This window comes from Gelidibacter sp. (assembly GCF_039916245.1).
GTDB lineage: Bacteria > Bacteroidota > Bacteroidia > Flavobacteriales > Flavobacteriaceae > Gelidibacter.
The window spans coordinates 1-17,571 of sequence record NZ_JBDSLS010000173.1 but is presented as its reverse complement, the minus strand read 5'-3'; the positions used below and the strand labels follow the sequence as shown (position 1 = coordinate 17,571).

18 protein-coding genes are annotated in these 17,571 nt (G+C 37.1%); 10 read left to right on the top strand and 8 right to left on the bottom strand.

The window, feature by feature from the left end:
- Positions 1–27 precede the first annotated feature (27 nt).
- Both ABIQ28_RS09280 and ABIQ28_RS09275 read left to right on the top strand, forming a co-directional pair.
- On the top strand, positions 28–402 hold the full coding sequence (locus tag ABIQ28_RS09280) for a helix-turn-helix domain-containing protein (RefSeq protein ID WP_348036608.1): 375 nt from the start codon (positions 28–30) through the stop codon (positions 400–402).
- Positions 403–496: 94 nt separating this feature from the next.
- A complete protein-coding gene (locus ABIQ28_RS09275; protein ID WP_348036607.1) occupies positions 497–883 on the top strand; it encodes a hypothetical protein in 387 nt (128 codons plus the stop codon).
- Between the two features lie 709 nt (positions 884–1,592).
- Here ABIQ28_RS09275 and ABIQ28_RS09270 read toward each other — a convergent pair.
- On the bottom strand, positions 1,593–3,149 hold the full coding sequence (locus ABIQ28_RS09270; RefSeq protein WP_348036606.1) for a DEAD/DEAH box helicase: 1,557 nt from the start codon (positions 3,147–3,149) through the stop codon (positions 1,593–1,595).
- Between the two features lie 114 nt (positions 3,150–3,263).
- Here ABIQ28_RS09270 and ABIQ28_RS09265 point away from each other — a divergent pair, with 114 nt between their 5' ends.
- The 3 genes from ABIQ28_RS09265 to ABIQ28_RS09255 all read left to right on the top strand — a co-directional run bounded on the left by ABIQ28_RS09265 (position 3,264) and on the right by ABIQ28_RS09255 (position 7,309).
- Positions 3,264–4,070, top strand: coding sequence for a DUF1853 family protein (locus ABIQ28_RS09265; RefSeq protein WP_348036605.1), 807 nt, complete (start codon positions 3,264–3,266; stop codon positions 4,068–4,070).
- A 361-nt stretch (positions 4,071–4,431) separates the two neighbouring features.
- A complete protein-coding gene (locus ABIQ28_RS09260; RefSeq protein WP_348036632.1) occupies positions 4,432–6,726 on the top strand; it encodes a DNA topoisomerase 3 in 2,295 nt (764 codons plus the stop codon).
- Positions 6,713–7,309: a pseudouridine synthase gene (locus ABIQ28_RS09255; RefSeq protein WP_348036604.1), complete on the top strand. Its 597-nt coding sequence runs from the start codon at positions 6,713–6,715 to the stop codon at positions 7,307–7,309. Before ABIQ28_RS09260 ends, ABIQ28_RS09255 begins: the two co-directional genes overlap by 14 nt.
- On the opposite strand, the gene ABIQ28_RS09250 is transcribed toward ABIQ28_RS09255, so the two are convergent.
- Complete coding sequence (locus ABIQ28_RS09250) at positions 7,306–7,749, bottom strand: cold shock domain-containing protein (RefSeq protein WP_348036603.1); 444 nt, start codon at positions 7,747–7,749, stop codon at positions 7,306–7,308. The two genes, ABIQ28_RS09255 and ABIQ28_RS09250, sit on opposite strands and share 4 nt — an antisense overlap.
- 433 nt (positions 7,750–8,182) lie before the next feature.
- Here ABIQ28_RS09250 and ABIQ28_RS09245 point away from each other — a divergent pair, with 433 nt between their 5' ends.
- The gene (locus tag ABIQ28_RS09245) at positions 8,183–8,446 is read left to right on the top strand and encodes a heavy-metal-associated domain-containing protein (protein WP_348036602.1); all 264 of its coding nucleotides are present in this window, start codon (positions 8,183–8,185) and stop codon (positions 8,444–8,446) included.
- Positions 8,447–8,450: 4 nt separating this feature from the next.
- On the opposite strand, the gene ABIQ28_RS09240 is transcribed toward ABIQ28_RS09245, so the two are convergent.
- From ABIQ28_RS09240 to ABIQ28_RS09230, 3 genes are all read right to left on the bottom strand, one after another.
- On the bottom strand, positions 8,451–9,110 hold the full coding sequence (locus tag ABIQ28_RS09240) for a hypothetical protein (protein WP_348036601.1): 660 nt from the start codon (positions 9,108–9,110) through the stop codon (positions 8,451–8,453).
- Positions 9,111–9,201: 91 nt separating this feature from the next.
- Positions 9,202–10,716: a DEAD/DEAH box helicase family protein gene (locus tag ABIQ28_RS09235; RefSeq protein WP_348036600.1), complete on the bottom strand. Its 1,515-nt coding sequence runs from the start codon at positions 10,714–10,716 to the stop codon at positions 9,202–9,204.
- Between the two features lie 201 nt (positions 10,717–10,917).
- The gene (locus ABIQ28_RS09230; RefSeq protein WP_348036599.1) at positions 10,918–11,397 is read right to left on the bottom strand and encodes an Hsp20/alpha crystallin family protein; all 480 of its coding nucleotides are present in this window, start codon (positions 11,395–11,397) and stop codon (positions 10,918–10,920) included.
- Positions 11,398–11,595: 198 nt separating this feature from the next.
- Between ABIQ28_RS09230 and ABIQ28_RS09225 the strand changes: the two genes are divergently transcribed.
- On the top strand, positions 11,596–11,754 hold the full coding sequence (locus ABIQ28_RS09225) for a hypothetical protein (protein ID WP_348036598.1): 159 nt from the start codon (positions 11,596–11,598) through the stop codon (positions 11,752–11,754).
- 44 nt (positions 11,755–11,798) lie between these two features.
- On the opposite strand, the gene ABIQ28_RS09220 is transcribed toward ABIQ28_RS09225, so the two are convergent.
- Positions 11,799–12,209 carry a hypothetical protein gene (locus ABIQ28_RS09220; RefSeq protein ID WP_348036597.1) on the bottom strand — a complete coding sequence of 137 codons (411 nt, stop codon included), beginning with the start codon at positions 12,207–12,209 and terminating at the stop codon, positions 11,799–11,801.
- A gap of 72 nt (positions 12,210–12,281) precedes the next feature.
- On the opposite strand from ABIQ28_RS09220, the gene ABIQ28_RS09215 reads away from it, so the two are divergent.
- On the top strand, positions 12,282–13,595 hold the full coding sequence (locus ABIQ28_RS09215; RefSeq protein ID WP_348036596.1) for a dipeptidase: 1,314 nt from the start codon (positions 12,282–12,284) through the stop codon (positions 13,593–13,595).
- 67 nt (positions 13,596–13,662) lie between these two features.
- On the opposite strand, the gene ABIQ28_RS09210 is transcribed toward ABIQ28_RS09215, so the two are convergent.
- Positions 13,663–13,869, bottom strand: a complete 207-nt coding sequence (locus ABIQ28_RS09210) for a DUF2007 domain-containing protein (protein ID WP_348036595.1) — start codon at positions 13,867–13,869, stop codon at positions 13,663–13,665.
- A 204-nt stretch (positions 13,870–14,073) separates the two neighbouring features.
- Positions 14,074–16,074 carry a dehydrogenase E1 component subunit alpha/beta gene (locus ABIQ28_RS09205; protein ID WP_348036594.1) on the bottom strand — a complete coding sequence of 667 codons (2,001 nt, stop codon included), beginning with the start codon at positions 16,072–16,074 and terminating at the stop codon, positions 14,074–14,076.
- 151 nt (positions 16,075–16,225) lie between these two features.
- Here ABIQ28_RS09205 and ABIQ28_RS09200 point away from each other — a divergent pair, with 151 nt between their 5' ends.
- Together ABIQ28_RS09200 and ABIQ28_RS09195 are read left to right on the top strand one after the other, a co-directional pair.
- The gene (locus ABIQ28_RS09200; protein ID WP_348036593.1) at positions 16,226–17,176 is read left to right on the top strand and encodes a 2-oxoglutarate and iron-dependent oxygenase domain-containing protein; all 951 of its coding nucleotides are present in this window, start codon (positions 16,226–16,228) and stop codon (positions 17,174–17,176) included.
- An 88-nt stretch (positions 17,177–17,264) separates the two neighbouring features.
- The coding region (locus tag ABIQ28_RS09195; RefSeq protein WP_348036592.1) for a translation initiation factor at positions 17,265–17,571 on the top strand (307 nt) is incomplete at its 3' end.

Here is a 17,571-nt window from a genome sequence, read left to right as displayed (position 1 = left end):
CTCTTAATTCCGAAACATGAGTTTACAATGATAAACACTGATGATTTTGCAAAGCGACTACAAAAAGTCATCGATTACTACGCCGAAACAGCTTCTTCCTTCTCTGATAAAATTGGTGTTCAGCGCTCAAGTATTTCGCATATTTTATCTGGTCGAAATAAGCCAAGCCTAGATTTTGTCTTGAAAATTTTAGCCAACTATCCCGAAGTTGAACTCTATTGGCTATTGAATGGAAAAGGTAAATTTCCCTCCCAGCCTCAAGAATCTAATGTGGAAATAAAACGAAATTCAGAAACTCCGGGTCCAACAGCTAATCTAAAGTCAGAAAGTGCAGACAAGAGCATTGATAAGATTGTTATCTTTTATAAGGATGGTACTTTTAAGGAATTTGTGAAAGGCTAATTAATTTTATCAATTAAATGGGCTCATTAACTTTAAGGGTTTTCGTTACGGAATGAATTTCTTTTAGTTAGTTTTGCATCTAAACCCAATGAACATGAAATTACCTTTAGCTTTTATATGCTTACTCCTTTTGACAAGTTGTTATAATAAAGAACGCGAATGTAAAGATTTTAGAACAGGTACGTTTGAGTTTAAATACACCACCGATGGCGTTGAAAAAATAGGGCGCTTTGTGAGAACTGATAGCACCAACATTGATTATTATGAAAATAAGATCGATACAGCTTCAATCCGTTGGATAAACGATTGCGAATTTATCATGAAGCATATCAATCCGAAAAATATGAGTGAAGAAAAAGCGATTCATATGAAGATCTTATCCACATCTAAGGACTCTTATACCTTTGAATACAGCTTGGCCATTCAGCATGGTAGCCAGCAAAAGCATATTGAGAAAGGTACGGCGACTAAAATAAAGTAGACGTATTAAATTGCTTATCAATAAGTGATGACAATGTAGCTCGATTGAGCCTAACGCCTCAAGAAGCTGTCTTAGGGGCTGACAAAATTTTAGCAGGTTCTTATCTAAAAATTAGCCAGCCTGCCTAAAAACAATCGATTGATACCAATACAGTCTTATTATTAATATGACTGCAGTGTGTTTTACTGCTATTATTTGAGCTTATAAATTAGTTTAAAAAAACTTTTTCACATTGTATCTTCTAGTTTTAATTATCGCCATCAGTTTGCGAACTATTATACCATATTAAGATAGCTAATGATTTATTGACTCATTCGTGCCGAAACTTTTGTATTGCAATGTCGTTTTCAATTTAAGCTCCTAACTAAAAAGTTAAATTCTTAGACTCCAATGCTATCTAATAATTGTTGAATAGAATCATTTGGAATATTTATTCCTGACATCGTTTAATTTCAAATTTAGAAATCTGAAAAACTTTAAATCTGGAAAATCATAATCAAAATCAAAACAGACATCAAACGAAAAAGACCTTATCATGATTAACAGATAAGGTCTTTTTTTATGCTATGGTATTTTCTCTAAGGATCGTGAAAATATATACTGTAAAGCTGGTAGGCATTGAGCCTTAGTTCTTTAAAATCGCCAACCTCCGTATTTGTCCGTGAATCAACGTGTTACTTAGAAAAGTCGAAATTAGATTCGTTTAAACTTAATCTAATGGCGGATGGCCATGAATTTCCTCAAAAACAGCATCAAAGTTTTCTCTGATGTAAGCACGTAATTTCATACGGTAATCATCATGTAGCCATTTTACAAAATTGAAGGTACTCTTGCTAATACATTGTGTGTAGCGTTCCAATCGGTGGTTGATATCATCTTCCAATAGTTTCATCAACCCCAAGGCATCGTAAACGTCTTCGCTGTTTTCAACACATATTTTAGTGTGGTGCGCAATGGATTGTTCTAAAAGCACTTTAGACGAATCGCCTTTATTGACCGAATCGATATATGCCTGTTTCATGTCAAAATAGACTTCTTCAGAATTAGCGAATTCCTGGCGGATCGCATCGGGCATTTCATATCTGAAATTGGCTTCAATGTCATCGTCATTGATAATGCTGTCTAAATAATAATTTGGCGAACCAAATATTTTCTGCCAGTCAATATCAGCACCCCAAGGACCAAAACGATGCATATTATTACCTAAATCGATGATTTTAAACACTTCCTTATCCTTATAGATACGAGATCCACGCCCTACCATTTGGTAATACAGGGCTAGAGATTTAGTCGCTCTGTTAAGAATGATGGTATCTACGGAAGGTTCATCAAATCCAGTGGTCAAAATACTTACGGAAGTTAAAATGGCGCTCGGCGTTTCCTTAAACCATTTTAAAATGGCTTTACGCTCTTTTTTAGTCGCGGTATTGTCCAAATGCGCAATCGTATATCCCGCTCTTTTAAAAGTATCATAGATATGCAAAGACGTGTTGATACCATTGTTGAAAATCAAGGTTTTCTTGCCCAGTGAATGTTGCTCATAAGCATATACCACTTTTCTAAGCATGTCTGTATTGGTATATAAATCTTCAGAGGATTTCACGGTATAATCGCCGTTGGAACCGACTTCCAAGGATGTCAAACCTACATTATATTGATAGGTTTCAGCCGAGGAAAGGAATTTATTTTCAACAAGTGACTCAATAGTTTCGCCCGTAATGAGTTCATTATAATTATCCTTCATTGGCAAATCCTTGTTGGAACTCAATGGAGTTGCAGTAACACCTAGGATAAAAGAGTTTTCAAAATATTTGAAAAGCTTGGTAAACGAGTTGTAATGCGCCTCATCAATAATCAGCAAACCGACATTTGAAATATCCAACATGTCCTCTTGCAGACGGTTGTTCAAGGTTTCCACCATCGCCACAAAGCAGCTGTAGTCTTCCTGATCGTCCAAATTCGCCTTACTGTCTATCACTTTGTTCGATACGCTGAATTCCGTCAACATCTTGGACGTTTGTTTCAACAATTCAATACGGTGGGTTAAGATGACTACTTTTTTATCGTGATTCTTTAAATACTGTCTCACGATTTCAGAGAAAATAACCGTTTTTCCACCACCTGTTGGCAGCTGATAAAGTAAATGATAATCATCAGGAGCTTCATCAAAAGCCTTAAATACCTTGTCAATGGCTTTCTTTTGATAGTTATATAAATCTTTTCCTGTTTGACGTTCTAAGTTTTCTGAAACTGTTTTTACAGACATTCTATTGTAGTGCTAAAGCGGGTTATATCTTAATAAGAAGTGCAAAGATATGAGTATTAGCGTGGTCTTGCAATTATAAGTTTAAAAGATATTTGTAATTTGCCATAGAAATTTATGGATACAGAAAATTTACAACGGAATTTTGAAGGCTATTTAAACAGCTCTTTATTGTGGCATGGAGCTCAAGTTTATGACCTACAACAGTGTTTTTTAGAGAGTTCAATACCGCAACCCTTTACAAAAAAATTGACCGAACACCTCCGTTTGGGAAAGTTGGTAGAGCGTTTTGTATTCCATCAATTGGTCGAGGATATGTCTTGGGAAATTTTGGCCGAAAATGTACAGATACAAGATCATAAAAGAACTATTGGCGAATTGGACGCACTTTTAATGACTCAAAATGGTCCCGTTCATTTGGAAATCATTTTTAAATTTTATTTGTATGATCCCAATGAAGGCAATGACGAATTGTCGCATTGGATCGGTCCGAATAGAAAGGACAGTTTACTTCAGAAATTGGACAAACTGAAAAACAAGCAATTGCCGCTCCTCTATCATCCTAAAACTCAATCCCTACTTAAAGATTTAGAACTCAATCTCGAGGAAATTAAACAGCAAGTATTGTTCAAGGCACAATTGTTTTTGCCGCTCAACTATCAAAAGAAAGTATTTTTCTCCTTGAATCCTGAATGTGTCCACGGATTCTACATTAAGAAAGAGGATCTCCACCAATTCAAAACAGAACAATTTTATATCCCAGAAAAAATCAATTGGCTGATGGCCGTTGATAAGGACGTCATCTGGTTGAATTTTGAAGAGTTTAACTCTGAAGTGACAACTTGGCTCAATAATGAAATGGCACCCTTGTGTTGGCTAAAGGACAATGAGGTGCTGCGCAAATTCTTTGTGGTGTGGTGGTAATGTATTTGTAGTAATAAGTATTGAGATTTAAGTATTAAGAAATTAAAAATTCTCTCGTAGAGCCGCGAAGGCGCAAAGTTGTGAGTTGTTAATCTATGCTTTGTAAAATCAATTATTCTCTGTGAAACTCAGTGAAATCTCTGGGATCTCTGTGTAATAGCACATCTCAATCCGTGTAAATTCGTGTTAAAAAATCAATAAATATCTGTTTAAATCAGCGTATCCCGTCTCAACGAGTAGCAGGTTCATGTCGTAAGATGTTCAATGCGTTTATCCTAAGTGTTTCATCATAATCCTTACGTTATGTCCTCAAAAAAGTTTTACTTTGCAAACTCAAATTTTAAAAAACAAATCCCGAATTTTGAAAGTCTGTATTGCCGAAAAACCCAGTGTAGCACGCGAGATTGCTATTATTTTAGGAGCTAATAGTAAACATGATGGTTACTATGAAGGCAATGGCTATGCAGTGACCTACACTTTTGGGCATCTGTGCACGCTGATGGAGCCCAACGATTATAAACCACACTGGAAAAGTTGGGATTTGAATAATCTGCCCATGCTTCCGGAAAAGTTCCAAACGAAAGTGGTAGACAATGCTGGTATTCAAAAGCAATTTAATATCGTTAAAAGATTATTTGATAAAGCTGATGTCGTCATCAATTGCGGGGATGCTGGTCAAGAAGGGGAACTGATTCAGCGCTGGGTTTTATCTCAGGCCAATTATAAAGGAAAAGTGCAGCGTTTATGGATTTCTTCCTTGACCGCAGAAGCGATAAAAGAAGGTTTTGACAACTTAAAACCGTCAGAACAGTATGACAATCTCTTTTATGCGGGCTTTTCTCGCGCTATTGGAGATTGGCTTTTAGGAATGAATGCCACACGTTTATACACCCTAAAACATGGTGGCTATAAACAGGTATTGTCGGTAGGGCGCGTACAAACGCCAACTTTGGCCATGGTGGTCAACCGATTTAAGGAGATTGAAAATTTCGTTCCCCAACCCTATTGGGAATTGCAAACATTGTATCGAGACACCTTGTTCAGTTATGAGGAAGGCCGTTTTACCAAGATGGAAGATGGCGAGGTCTTGGCCAATAAAGTTAAAGAGCACGAATTTGAGATCGTCTCCATTACCAAGAAAAAAGGAAAAGATTACGCTCCAAAGTTATTTGATTTAACTGGACTTCAGGTTTACTGCAATACGAAATTTGGATTTTCAGCAGATGAAACTCTCAAGATTGTTCAGAAATTATATGAACAAAAAGTTGTGACCTATCCAAGAGTGGACACCACTTTTCTACCTAACGACATTTACCCGAAAGTATCCGGAATTTTACAAAACCTGTCAAAATATGCGCCTTTAACCGCGCCACTTTTAGGCAAAAAGATTAAAAAATCGCCTAAGGTCTTTAATGACAAAAAGGTCACGGACCATCACGCTATAATTCCTACAGGTGTTGAAAGCAGTTTGCAATACAATCAGCAGCAGGTTTATGACATCATAACCAGACGTTTTATAGCTGTGTTTTATGAGGATTCTACGGTATCCAATACCACAGTGATTGGAAAAGCTGCCGATGTAAACTTTAAAGCGACCGGAAAAGAGGTTTTAAGTAAAGGCTGGCGTGTAGTATTTGAAACTTCCACAGGGCATAGTGGTGCAAAAGAAAATTTACTGCCATCGTTTATTAAGGGTGAAAAAGGACCACACGAACCTTCATTTTTAGAAAAGCAGACCAAACCGCCCAATCAATTTACAGAAGCTTCCCTCCTACGTGCGATGGAAACTGCCGGCAAACAGGTAGATGATGATGAGATGCGCGAACTGATGAAAGAAAATGGGATTGGCCGACCTTCAACACGCGCCAATATTATCGAGACTTTATTTAAACGTAAATATATTGAGCGTAATAAAAAGCAAGTTCTACCAACGCAAATAGGCATTCAACTGATTGATACCATTCAAAATGAGTTATTGAAGTCGGCCGAATTGACCGGAATGTGGGAAAAGCAATTGAAAGATATTGAGAAAGGCACCTATAGCGCCGCCCAGTTCATCGCCAATATGAAAAGAATGGTGGATGCTTTGGTTTATGAAGTACGCAGTGAAACCCAGCGCGCCAATATCTCCCATGAAAAAACAGAAGAAAAGGCCATCATTAAAAAAGAAATCAAGAAAAAGGAAGGAATAACCTCAGAAATCTGTCCGAAGTGTAAAAAAGGACACTTGATTAAAGGTAAATCCGCTTATGGCTGTAGCGATTTTAAAAATGGCTGTCGTTTCGTTTTGCCTTTTAAATTTAGTGATAAAACCATTTCGGAAAAACAATTTATCCGACTGCTGCAAAAAGGCTCCACCGTCAATCTTAAAGGATTTAAAACTGAGGTTGGAGAAGTTGAAGGCCTGGTGAGGTTTGATGACAACTTCCAATTGGTATTGGAGCCAAAAAAATCGGCTAAAAAAGTAGTTCCAGACAGCTTGACTTGTCCAAAATGCAAGAAAGGAACCGTCATAAAAGGAAAAACCGCTTATGGTTGCAGCCATTTTAAAGAAGGCTGCGACTTTCGATTTACTTTTGATGATGTGCGAAGAAAATCTGAAGGAAAAAAAATGAGCAAAGAATTGGTTTACAGCATTTTAAATGGAGACATCTAAACCATTGACACACGTACATTTTCTGCTCAATAAACCTTTTGGATACCTTAGTCAATTTATGAGTAATGCCAGGCATGAACGCAATAAAAAGTTCTTAGGTGAGCTTTTTGAATTTCCAGAAGGTGTTATGCCTATTGGCCGTTTGGACAAAAATTCAGAAGGACTTATATTGTTGACTACAGATGGATTTTTAAGCAATACCATTTGTAGTAGTGCTATTGAAAAAGAATATTATGCACAGGTGGATGGCGACATTACCGCAGCTGCACTAGCTCAACTTCAAGAAGGTGTAACCATAGGTTTTGAGGGCATCAAATATGACACCCAAGCTTGTAAGGTCTTTAAATTGGAGCAACTTCCTGAGTTTTCAGAACGCTCAAAAAGTATTAGAGATCCACGTCATGGACCAACCTCATGGATTTCCATTACAATAAATGAAGGAAAGTTTAGACAAGTACGTAAAATGACGTCTGCCGTTGGTTTTCCTACCTTGAGATTGGTGCGTGTTCGTGTAGGTCACATTTATTTGAACAAAATGCAACCTGGAGAAGTTATTAAGGTTGAGGAATTAAATGTAGATTAAACGCGCTTTACTTTCACCGCGTTCATACCTTTCATACCACGTTCCAACTCAAAAGTCACTTTGTCGTTTTCAGCGATATCATCTAAGAGTCCGCTCACATGACAAAAGTATTTTTCATTGTTTTCGATATCAATAATAAACCCGAAGCCTTTAGAATTGTCATAAAAAGAAACTTTACCCTGTCTTACAGGATCTTCTTCTTCACCTTCTTCTTTCTTAGGAACACCTAAAACAATGTCTTCAGCATCTACAATGATTCTATCTGCAGGATCCTGTGGGGTATCTGTTAAATTACCGTAAGCATCTACGTAAGCAAACTGGATCCCATCGGTTCCACCTTCCGCTCTACGGGCTTCTTTTTTCTTTTTCTTTTCGTCACGTTTCTTAGCACGTGCTTTTTCTTTTTCAATTTTGTTAAAGGTCTGTTGCGACTTAGCCATTCTTTTTTTTAAATATGTTTTAAAGGTTAATATTGAAAATACTAAAAATTCTTTGAATATTCAATTTTTTAGAATTGTAAATGTCCAAAGCCTAAGGAAGTACTTAAAATAGGGTTTATGAATTTAAGAATTTAGTCATTAATTTCATATCCATCTTACAAATATAAGAGATAGATTTCAAATATTGTCTACCAAACTACTATTCTTGCAATTATAGGGTGTTTTCGTTAATAATCACAACATGTTTTCTGACAGCTTATTGATTGTTCAGCCTAAAGAGGCAATTTATTTATATAGACGCTACAAAAAACTTTAAATTAAGAAGTTAACATCGTCAGGTATCAAAACATAATATTTAGAATATTTCAATTAGGTGAAGTGCAATTAATTATCTAAATTTATATTAATAACCTTATTAAAATCACTTCATACTATGACCTATATCACTGATAATATAATCCCTGGCAATCACGGTAAAACATTTACAACCGATGTAAATGAAGCCTCTGAAAAAACAAAATTGGAAGCTGCAATTTTAAAAGTTCAAGGTGTGGTAAAAGTGATTTTTGCAGATACTTTCCCTTTAGAGTTTACCGTCCATACCGATCGCGTTGTGAAGGTGAGCGAAATACAGAGTGCCGCCAATGAATGGAATTATCATGTGATTGCTAAAGGACCTTTCTTCCCCTTATTTTAGTAAATCACTTATCCTTAATAAGAATAATACTTGCCGTAACACCCGTTAAAAGATTCCATTTTTTTGAAGAAACAAGGATGCCATTATCGTCATACACTTCAAACTCCGCTGTATTGGGGCCAGATTCGCCTTGGTTGAGCGCGACAAATTCTATCTTATTGATCCCCTCCACCAAAGGCACAGCAAAACTCTTGAAATTTCCTGTCAATAATAAATCGACTATAAAAACGACGCCATTGACAAAAACCCGAACGCGGTCGCCATCTGGATATTCGTGGTCTCTACATCTGATATTGGCTTTAAGTCCTGTGATTGCGAAGTTGCCCAAAAACTGGTCCTCCATGGTTGGCATCTTAAAACCTTGCTCCACAGCTTTCTTGTTCCATTTTTGATCAAAGATTTCTCCAGGGTCACGTAAGGTGCTATCGTCAAACATTGAAAACTCAGTGTTCTTTTTTTTAAATGTGATGGGACTTTCAGTAGTAGGTTGCTCTTCTTTGCTTACAGGCTCGATTTTGACAGGCGTAGGTGCGGGCTCTTTCTTTTCGTCTTTCTTTTCAACGGCAGGAATCGGAATGCTCCTAATCGGGATTTCCTGCGCCTCTACCTTAAACATAGTCACAAGAAAAAAAACGCCTAAAAGTTTATATTTGAAAAATTTCATAAGCTTAAAACTGATTTGGATTCTGAGAATCAAGAACCATACCTATTAGCGAAACTACCAATTAATTCTGACTATAATTTTAAAGGAAACGTTAAAACTTGCCATTAAAACTTATGCGGAGTTTTCTTATATACTCTTCCATGAGCCAATCTTTGTAATTCTGAGTACTGTTCATCATACAATAAGAATACTGTTTGATTCTGTATGAAATATCGTCGTGCAGGAATTTAGTCAAATCCCTGGCTTCAAAAATAGTTTCAGCGTTGGTTATGCACATTTGAGAATGCTGTTCAATAGAGCGCTCAATGGCTGTAATTGATTTTCTGCCTTCTAAAATTGCTTTTTCGTATTCTGCTTTCATATCAAAATCGACACTATCAGATTTACCGAATCGTTCCCTAGTTGAATTTGGCATCACATAAACAAAATCGCGCTCAATATCTTCGTCATTTCGGATGTTCTCAAGATAAAGGTCTGGGTATTTAAAAATGTGTTGCCAATCTACCGATTGATTCCACGGACCAAAACGAACCGCGTTATTCCCTAAATCCAAAACCAAGAATGATTTCTTGTCTTTTAAAATACGTGAACCTCTTCCTATCATTTGAAAATACAGGGTCAACGAACGTGTGGCACGATTTAAAATAACCGATTCCACTGTTGGTTCATCAAATCCTGTGGTTAAAATACTTACAGAGGTCAAGATACCATCAGGGGTGTTTTTAAACCATTTCAAAATATCCTTTCGCTCCTGCTTGGTGCACGTATTGTCCAAATGCTTGACGTTATAACCTGCGCGCTGGAAGGCGTAATAAACTTCTTTCGAGGTGTTAATTCCGTTATTAAAAATCAAAGTTTTTTTGCCTTTGCACATCTCTTCATAAGCAAATACAAGCTTGCCTAACATATAAGAATTTGTGTAGAGCGTTTCTGATGATTTAACGGTATAATCGCCATTGATCCCAATCTTCAACGTGTTTAATTCCACATCAAAGTTGTACAAGTCTGCTTCAGCCAAAAACCCATTTTTTATCAAGGTCGAAATGTCATCACCCACAATAAGTTTCTGGTAATTGTCCTTCATCGGCAATTTGATGTTCGAACTTAACGGGGTTGCCGTAACGCCGAGTATAAAACAGTTTTCAAAGAATTTAAAAAGCTTTCGGAACGAATTGTAATGGGCCTCATCAATAATAACCAAGCCGATATCCTCCAACCGTAATTTTTTATCATTGAGACGGTTGTTTAAGGTCTCCACCATGGCCACAAAACATTGATATTGATCTTGGTCTGGAAGTTCCTTGACATGGCTGTTGATGATTTTGTTATGCACATCAAAACTCGTCAACATTTTTGAGGTTTGTTTGCACAGCTCTATCCTATGGGTAAGAATAACTACTTTCTTATTATGTTTTTTAATATAGCGTCGGACAATCTCAGAAAATATCACCGTCTTCCCTCCTCCTGTCGGAAGTTGGTACAGTAAATTAAAATTATCCGGAGCGGTGTCAATCACCTCAAAAATCTTATTGAGATCAGCTAGCTGATAATCATAAAGATCCTTTTTGGCTTTTGGATTGCTAAATTGCTCTACTATTTCTGTCATAAAAAGGGCTCGTCAAAAAAATTTTCCCAAAGTTAAGGTTTTATAAAAGTTAATGTTGGCTATTGTTGATAAAAATTAATAGCCCCACTGTTTTATATGATGATTTTCTGATACTTAAATTAATTTCATGCATGTTTCATACTAATAAAAAAAAGAGAAACTGTTCAGGTTTCTCTTTTTGACTTTTCGGTTTCTTCTTTCTTAAGAAACGCTAATACGTTTTGCAGGTTTTTCCTTAGCCTCTTCTCTTTTTGGTAAATGAACCGTTAAAATACCATCTTTATATTCTGCTTTGATTTTATCAGCTTCAATAGTGTCTGGTAAGGTAAAGGTTCTCTTGAATGAAGAATAACCAAATTCACGTCGGGTGTAATTATCTTTTTTTTCTTCATGTTCCTCTTTTGTTTCTGAAGAAATGGAAAGGATTTTATTATCTAAATCAATATTAAAATCTGATTTCTTCATTCCAGGGACAGCGATTTCTAAATAGAATTCATCCGAATTTTCTTTAATGTTTACCGCTGGAAGTGTCATGCCAGTGTTGAAATTAGATAAGAATCCTGTTCCCATTCCGCTTTCAAACAAATTATCAACCCAAGATGATAAACCTGGTAATGTAGAAGTGTTTCTTTTTGTTGAAACGTCGTTGCCGTTATTTGGCATGGTTGCTAATGTACTCATTGTGTATCAAATTTTTAAGTTAGACTATTATTTCGATGGATACATTTCAAAATAAATACCAAAGTGGAAAGTGCCGGCATTTATGACATTTTTTACGTCAAATATGCCGTTTTGACATTTTAATCTACTTAGAACTAACGGCTTGACAGTTAAAAAGTGTTAAACACATCTTATATTTTTACCTGTTAGGCCACCATTATGGCCGTTCAGCATGAGCTTTCTAAAGCTTACTATGAACTTAGAGAAGTTTATGTTTCTGCCGTTTTTGGAAAATCGCCAGACCAATTAAATGCGATTGAAATCAAAGAAATCAAGGAAGCTTATCCTTTTGTTCCTTCGGAAGCTCAAATAAAGTAAAACTATTGAGACACGAAGCCGTCTAATCGAGGTCGCTTCGTGTTTTAATAATCATAGGCCTCTTCAGGCAATCTATAATCAATACAGACCTTTCTTCTGCCCCATTGTTTTGCTGAATCCACATCAATGCCCATATAAATATCAATATGATTCTTCCATTTCCTATGCATTTTGTCCTTGACCAAAAAATAGCCCTCAAAACCTTCAATGACCACGGGCGTGTTGTATTTAAGTCCTTTTCGTAATAAGTCGCGAGACACGGCAATATATCTCATGCCTGGTTTTAAGGTATCGCCAAAAGCAGTGATTTGCGGATTGGCACTAGTTTGCCGCGGTGTTGAGTTATAGGCGCTTGCCGTGACCGTAACGGAATCCCAAAAAAAATCAGAGTCCTCTTTCGGTTCTTCTTTACAGCTCGTCAACAGCAAGAGCGCGATTAAAAAATGTGAATGCATAAAATAAATATACAATTTAAAGCAACATTAATTCATTTTTGTAACTTGTCCAAACTAAAACTATACCTTATAATGAATAAAACTATGCTTTCCCTAAGTTTACTAGCGCTTTTTATGAGCTGTAAAAACGACAAAAAACCAATGACAGAAAACGATCCAAAACAAGATTCGATAGCGCTCATAGAGCGAGCACGAGGCATTCATGAGCGTGTGATCACGTTGGACACACATTGTGATATTGATGTAGAAAACTTCACAGATGCGGTCAACTACACTCAGGATTTAGGATCTCAGGTAACCTTGCCAAAAATGAATGCAGGTGGCTTGGATGTGGCTTGGTTTATTGCTTATACAGGACAGGAAGAGTTGACTGATGCAGGTTTTAAGAAAGCTTATCAAGAGGCGATGAATAAATTTACTGCCATCCACAAATTGGTCGAAAAAATCGCACCAGATCAAATTGAATTAGCACTTACTTCAGATGATGTACGACGTATTGTTAAATCAGGGAAAAAAGTGGCCATGATTGGTATTGAAAATGGATACCCTGTTGGAAAGGATATTTCCAACGTTGAAAAGTTCTATAATTTGGGCGGACGTTATATGTCCTTAGCTCACAATGGCCATAGCCAATTGAGTGACAGTAACACAGGTGAAGGAGATTCTATCTGGTTGCATAATGGATTGAGTGAATTGGGCAAAAAAGTCATCAAAGAAATGAATCGTTTGGGAATGATGGTTGATGTGTCACATCCTAGTAAAGAAGCGATGCGTGATATGATGGAAATATCGGAAGCGCCACTAATTGCTTCGCATTCATCAGCAAGAGCTTTGTGCGATCACAGTAGAAACTTGGATGATGAACAGTTAGAATGGATCAAGAAAAGCGGCGGTGTTGCGCAGGCAGTTGCATTTCCCGCGTATTTAAACACTGAGAAGAGCAAAAAATACGGAGATTTTAAAAAAGAGGTTACCTTAACTGTTATGGATTCCATGAATGTTGCTTTCTTGGATTGGAATGACCGTCAAAAGTTAAACGAAACGGAACGTAAAGCTTATTCTGATGTGATAAAAAAGGTTAGCCCTATTGTTGACGCCAAATTAAAGACTATTAAAGATGCTCCAGGACAAGTGAACGTGGCGGATTTTGTAGATCATATTGATTATATGGTCAACAAAATAGGAATTGACCATGTGGGGATCAGCAGTGATTTTGACGGCGGCGGTGGTATTGAAGGTTGGAATGATGCTTCCGAAACTTTTAATGTGACCTTAGAGCTTGTGAAACGCGGTTATACCGAAGAGCAAATTGGAAAGCTTTGGAGCGGCAATTTGTTGCGTGTTTTAGATAATGTTCAAGAGGTAGCTAAGAAAATGGCGAGTTAAATTTCGTAATGATTGGTATTAAAAAAGTCCGCGATATGCGGACTTTTTCTATTTATAGTAAACATTTTTATTCATCTTCGATGCTTTCCATTAATTGTTGTGCTTTTTCGGAATCAGCCTCCGAAACATAGAGTTGCAATTCGCCAAGGATGCCTGTATAGGAAGAATCTAATTTATTCAATTCATAATATTCAATGCCTTCGCTTTCTAGGATGTTTTTGATTTCCATGGCTCTGATTTGAGAGGTTCCTGAATATATTTTGTAATCGCTCATAATGTTCTGTTTTTAAAATGAAGGTTTATCTCTCTAAGTTAAGAATAATATTGATAAAGGTCAGGATAAAGGAGTTTTTAAATAGGAGTTTAGCTTTAGTTCATAAAAAAAATAATGCTACTGTTGGTGTTTTCCACTAACAGTAGCATTCAAAAAAAAATTATTTATGAATTGGTCTTTCGTAAGGTTGTTTCTAACTAAGGATCAATACTCCAAAACTTCTCTTAAAGCCGCTTCAAATTTCCCTTTCGCCAAATACTGATCTTCCAACTGATTGATAAATGGAATTGGTGTTTCCATACTTGCCACACGTTTTACAGGTGCATCCAAATATTCAAAACAGTTTTCCATGATTAAGGCGCTCAAATCACTGCCAATGCCGCCAAACATGGAGTCTTCTTGCAAAATGATTGCACGACCTGTTTTCTGAACCGATTTATAAATAGCTTCAGTATCTAAGGGTTGCAAGGTTCTTAAATCGATAAGATCGGCATCGATATCTTCGTTTTTTGCTAAAATCTCTAAGGCCCAGTGCACTCCGGCACCATAAGTTATGATGCTAACCGCTTTACCTTCTTTTAAAAGCGATGCTTCTCCGAAAGGAATCGTAAAATAATCAGATGGCACTTCCTGACGTATGCTTCTATACAACGCTTTATGCTCGAAATACATTACCGGATTTGGATCATTGATGGCAGTTGCCAGCAACCCTTTTGCATCATAAGGAAATGCAGGATAGACCACTTTTAACCCTGGCGTTTTTGTAAACCACGCTTCATTGGTCTGCGAGTGGAAAGGTCCCGCTGCAACTCCGGCGCCACAAGGCATTCGGATGACGACGTCGGCCTTTTGATTCCAACGGTAATAGGATTTTGCTAAATAATTGACAATCGGATTAAAACCTGAACTTGCAAAATCGGCAAACTGCATCTCAACTACAGCTTTCATGCCTGCAATAGATAAGCCCATGCCTGTTTCAACAATGGCCGATTCACAAATAGGCGTATTGCGCACACGTTGGTTTCCAAATTCTTCTACAAAGCCTTCGGTAATTTTAAAAACACCTCCATATTCGGCGATGTCCTGACCCATAATAACGAGGTCTTTGTGACGTTGCATACTTTGTCTTAATCCTTGAGAAATGGCGTCAATGAAACGGATTTCTTCTGGTTTTGACTTTGACTCAAAATGTTGGTATTGAAAAGGTTTATATACATCATTTAACTCAGTGCTTTCATTGGCAACTATCGCTTCCTCTGCTCCTGCCGTTTGTAAAGCTTCATCAATTTCAGTCTTTATGGTTTGATGTAATTCCTCATCTTTGGCTGCAGTTAATACGCCTAGTTTGAGCAGATAATTTCTATAGTTATTGATCGGGTCTTTCACTTCCCATTCGGCCATTAATTCATTCGGAACGTATTTAGTGCCGCTGGCTTCTTCGTGACCGCGCATTCTAAATGTTTTGAACTCGATTAAAATTGGACGTGGACGTTTACGCATACTTTCTGCCAGCTTTAGTACTTTTTCATAAACCTCCAGAATGTTATTACCGTCCAAAATAAAAGAATCTATACCATAGCCCTTGCCTCTATCGGCTAAGTCTTTACAGTAATATTGCTCATGCGTAGGTGTTGATAAGCCATAACCGTTATTTTCAATGCAAAAAATAACCGGTAATTGCCAAACCGCTGCAACGTTTAATGCCTCGTGGAAATCGCCTTCACTAGTTCCACCTTCTCCTGTAAAAACTGCGGTGACCTGACCTTTGTTTTGAAGTTTGCTTGCTAGTGCAATTCCATCAGCGACCCCCAATTGCGGACCTAAATGTGAAATCATGCCTACAATATGATAATCTTGAGTACCAAAATGGAAAGATCGATCGCGACCTTTTGTAAAGCCATTTGCTTTTCCTTGCCACTGACTGAATAACCTACTTAACGGAATGTCCCGAGTGGTAAAAACACCTAAATTTCGGTGCATTGGTAGGATGTATTCATTGTTTTGCAAAGCCATGGTAACACCCACCGAAATAGCTTCCTGGCCGATCCCAGAAAACCACTTGGAAACTTTGCCCTGACGCAAAAGAATGAGCATTTTTTCTTCAATCAATCGCGGCTTTAACATGTTTTTATAAAGCTGAAGAAGGGTCCTGTCGTCAAGGTTTTTTTTGTCGTATTGAATAGGGCTCTTGGTAGATGTCAACATAAGGTTTTAAATTTAAAACTCAAATGTAGATAAAATTAGAGAGATTGGAGCAAAACCGTATTTTTTTTAGCGTAATAAAGCAATTACAATCATCACTATTTTCGCTACTTTTGTAATAAAGACAGTTAACAATAAAAACGTACGTATAAAGATGAATGTGATACCGAGTGTAAATCTTCAGGATTTTGTTTCTGGTGATCCAGTAAGAAAGCAGAAATTTATTGATGAAATTGGTAAAGCCTATGAGGAAATTGGCTTTGTGGCTCTTAAAGGCCATTTTTTAGATGAAAAATTAGTAGATGATCTTTATAGTGAAGTAAAGAATTTTTTCTCATTACCTTTAGAAACCAAGCAGAAATATGAAATCCCTGGTATTGGCGGCCAACGTGGCTATGTATCCTTTGGGAAAGAGAGTGCGAAAGGTCAAAAGCAAGGCGATTTAAAAGAGTTCTGGCACTTTGGTCAGTATGTTGAAGATGATCCTGTTCGCGCTAAAGAATATCCTGAAAATGTGATGGTTTCTGAATTACCAAAGTTTAATGCTGTGGGTAAAGAAGCTTATGCCATGCTTGAAAAAACCGCAAAATATGTGTTAAGAGCTTTGGCTTTGCATTTAAATTTAGAAGAAACATATTTTGATAATTATATCCATAATGGCAATTCTATTTTAAGACCTATCCATTATCCCCCAATTAAAGACGAACCTAAAGAGGCCGTTCGTGCCGCAGCACATGGCGATATCAATTTGATTACGCTTTTAATGGGCGCTCAAGGACGTGGTTTGCAAGTGCAAAATCATAAAGGTGAATGGATTGACGCTATTGCAGAGCCTGAGGAATTGATGATCAATGTTGGCGATATGTTATCGCGTCACACCAATAATAAGTTAAAATCTACCATCCATCGCGTGGTCAACCCGCCGAAAGAATTATGGGGAACCTCACGTTATTCTATTCCATTTTTCATGCATCCAGTCAGTGAAATGAAACTGAATGTTTTAGAAAGCTGTATTGATGAAGACCATCCTAAGTTATATGAAGATATTACAGCTGGTGAATTTTTACATGAACGCTTATTGGAATTAGGATTGATTAAGAAATAGGATTCAGTTGGCAGTCTTCAGTTGGCAGTTGGCAGTCATGCAACTCATTCTGAAGACTGCAGACTGAAAACTGAAGACTGCGAAAAAAATGGATTTAAAAGACCAGCTCAAAAATTTATTCCCAGAACATATCCCTGAAGAAACTCCTGAAGTTGAAAGTTCAAATATCTGGTTGCAAGACGAACCTATTATTTGCAAGTATGAAAAACGAAAAGGAAAACCGATGACCATTTTAGAAGGCTATACGGGAGCTACTGAAGATTTCAAAATTTTAGCAAAGGAACTCAAAACCAAACTCAGTGTTGGTGGGAGTTTTAAAGATGATAAAATAGTGATTCAAGGCGATTATCGCGATAAAATCATGGCCATCTTAAAAGAAAAGGGCTTTGCGGTTA

Excerpts from the sequence above, each read along its gene's own strand:
- ABIQ28_RS09280 (WP_348036608.1), top strand. The coding sequence starts at position 28 with ATGATAAACACTGATGATTTTGCAAAGCGACTACAAAAAGTCATCGAT.
- ABIQ28_RS09275 (WP_348036607.1), top strand. The coding sequence starts at position 497 with ATGAAATTACCTTTAGCTTTTATATGCTTACTCCTTTTGACAAGTTGT.
- ABIQ28_RS09270 (WP_348036606.1), bottom strand. The coding sequence starts at position 3,149 with ATGTCTGTAAAAACAGTTTCAGAAAACTTAGAACGTCAAACAGGAAAA.
- ABIQ28_RS09265 (WP_348036605.1), top strand. The coding sequence starts at position 3,264 with ATGGATACAGAAAATTTACAACGGAATTTTGAAGGCTATTTAAACAGC.
- ABIQ28_RS09255 (WP_348036604.1), top strand. The coding sequence starts at position 6,713 with ATGGAGACATCTAAACCATTGACACACGTACATTTTCTGCTCAATAAA.
- ABIQ28_RS09250 (WP_348036603.1), bottom strand. The coding sequence starts at position 7,749 with ATGGCTAAGTCGCAACAGACCTTTAACAAAATTGAAAAAGAAAAAGCA.
- ABIQ28_RS09245 (WP_348036602.1), top strand. The coding sequence starts at position 8,183 with ATGACCTATATCACTGATAATATAATCCCTGGCAATCACGGTAAAACA.
- ABIQ28_RS09240 (WP_348036601.1), bottom strand. The coding sequence starts at position 9,110 with ATGAAATTTTTCAAATATAAACTTTTAGGCGTTTTTTTTCTTGTGACT.
- ABIQ28_RS09235 (WP_348036600.1), bottom strand. The coding sequence starts at position 10,716 with ATGACAGAAATAGTAGAGCAATTTAGCAATCCAAAAGCCAAAAAGGAT.
- ABIQ28_RS09230 (WP_348036599.1), bottom strand. The coding sequence starts at position 11,397 with ATGAGTACATTAGCAACCATGCCAAATAACGGCAACGACGTTTCAACA.
- ABIQ28_RS09225 (WP_348036598.1), top strand. The coding sequence starts at position 11,596 with ATGGCCGTTCAGCATGAGCTTTCTAAAGCTTACTATGAACTTAGAGAA.
- ABIQ28_RS09220 (WP_348036597.1), bottom strand. The coding sequence starts at position 12,209 with ATGCATTCACATTTTTTAATCGCGCTCTTGCTGTTGACGAGCTGTAAA.
- ABIQ28_RS09215 (WP_348036596.1), top strand. The coding sequence starts at position 12,282 with ATGAATAAAACTATGCTTTCCCTAAGTTTACTAGCGCTTTTTATGAGC.
- ABIQ28_RS09210 (WP_348036595.1), bottom strand. The coding sequence starts at position 13,869 with ATGAGCGATTACAAAATATATTCAGGAACCTCTCAAATCAGAGCCATG.
- ABIQ28_RS09205 (WP_348036594.1), bottom strand. The coding sequence starts at position 16,074 with ATGTTGACATCTACCAAGAGCCCTATTCAATACGACAAAAAAAACCTT.
- ABIQ28_RS09200 (WP_348036593.1), top strand. The coding sequence starts at position 16,226 with ATGAATGTGATACCGAGTGTAAATCTTCAGGATTTTGTTTCTGGTGAT.